The organism is Streptomyces sp. rh34 (assembly GCF_002551245.1).
In the GTDB taxonomy this organism is placed as follows: Bacteria; Actinomycetota; Actinomycetes; order Streptomycetales; family Streptomycetaceae; genus Streptomyces.
This window is the reverse complement of sequence record NZ_NTGZ01000594.1, coordinates 1-508: the sequence shown is the minus strand read 5'-3', so window position 1 is coordinate 508 and position 508 is coordinate 1. Positions and strand designations below refer to the sequence as shown.

Annotated in this window: 1 protein-coding gene; it reads left to right on the top strand. The window is 76.6% G+C overall.

The window, feature by feature from the left end:
• Nucleotides 1-508 (top strand): ATP-binding cassette domain-containing protein (locus tag CR470_RS38385; protein WP_143664006.1); only part of this gene is annotated, 508 nt, incomplete at both ends.

Below are 508 nucleotides of genomic sequence, written 5' to 3'. Positions count from 1 at the left end.
AGATGTGTATAAGAGACAGGGCCCGCTGGGTCTGCGGCTGCGCGGAGTCCGGTTCGGCTACGGGGGAGAGGCCGTGCTCGACGGCGTCGACCTGACCGTCCGGCCGGGCGAGACCGTGGCCCTGGTCGGGGCCTCCGGGGCGGGCAAGTCGACCTGCGCACACCTCCTGGCGCGGTACTGGGACCCCGAGGGCGGCGCCGTGGAGCTCGTGCCCCCCGCCCCGGACCACCCCGTGGACCTGCGGGACCTGACCGAGGAGGACCTGCGCGCCGCCGTGTCCGTGGTGGGGCAGGAGGCCCCGCTCTTCCACGGAAGCCTCGCCGAGAACCTCCGCCTGGGCGCTCCGGACGCCACGGCCGACGAACTGGGCGCGGTGACCCGGATCTGCGGCATCGCCCCCATCGCCGACGCCCTGCCCGACGGGCTGGACACCGCCGTCGGCGAGCGCGGCGCCACCCTGTCCGGCGGCCAGCGCGCCCGGGTGGCCCTGGCCCGGGGGCTGCTGAGC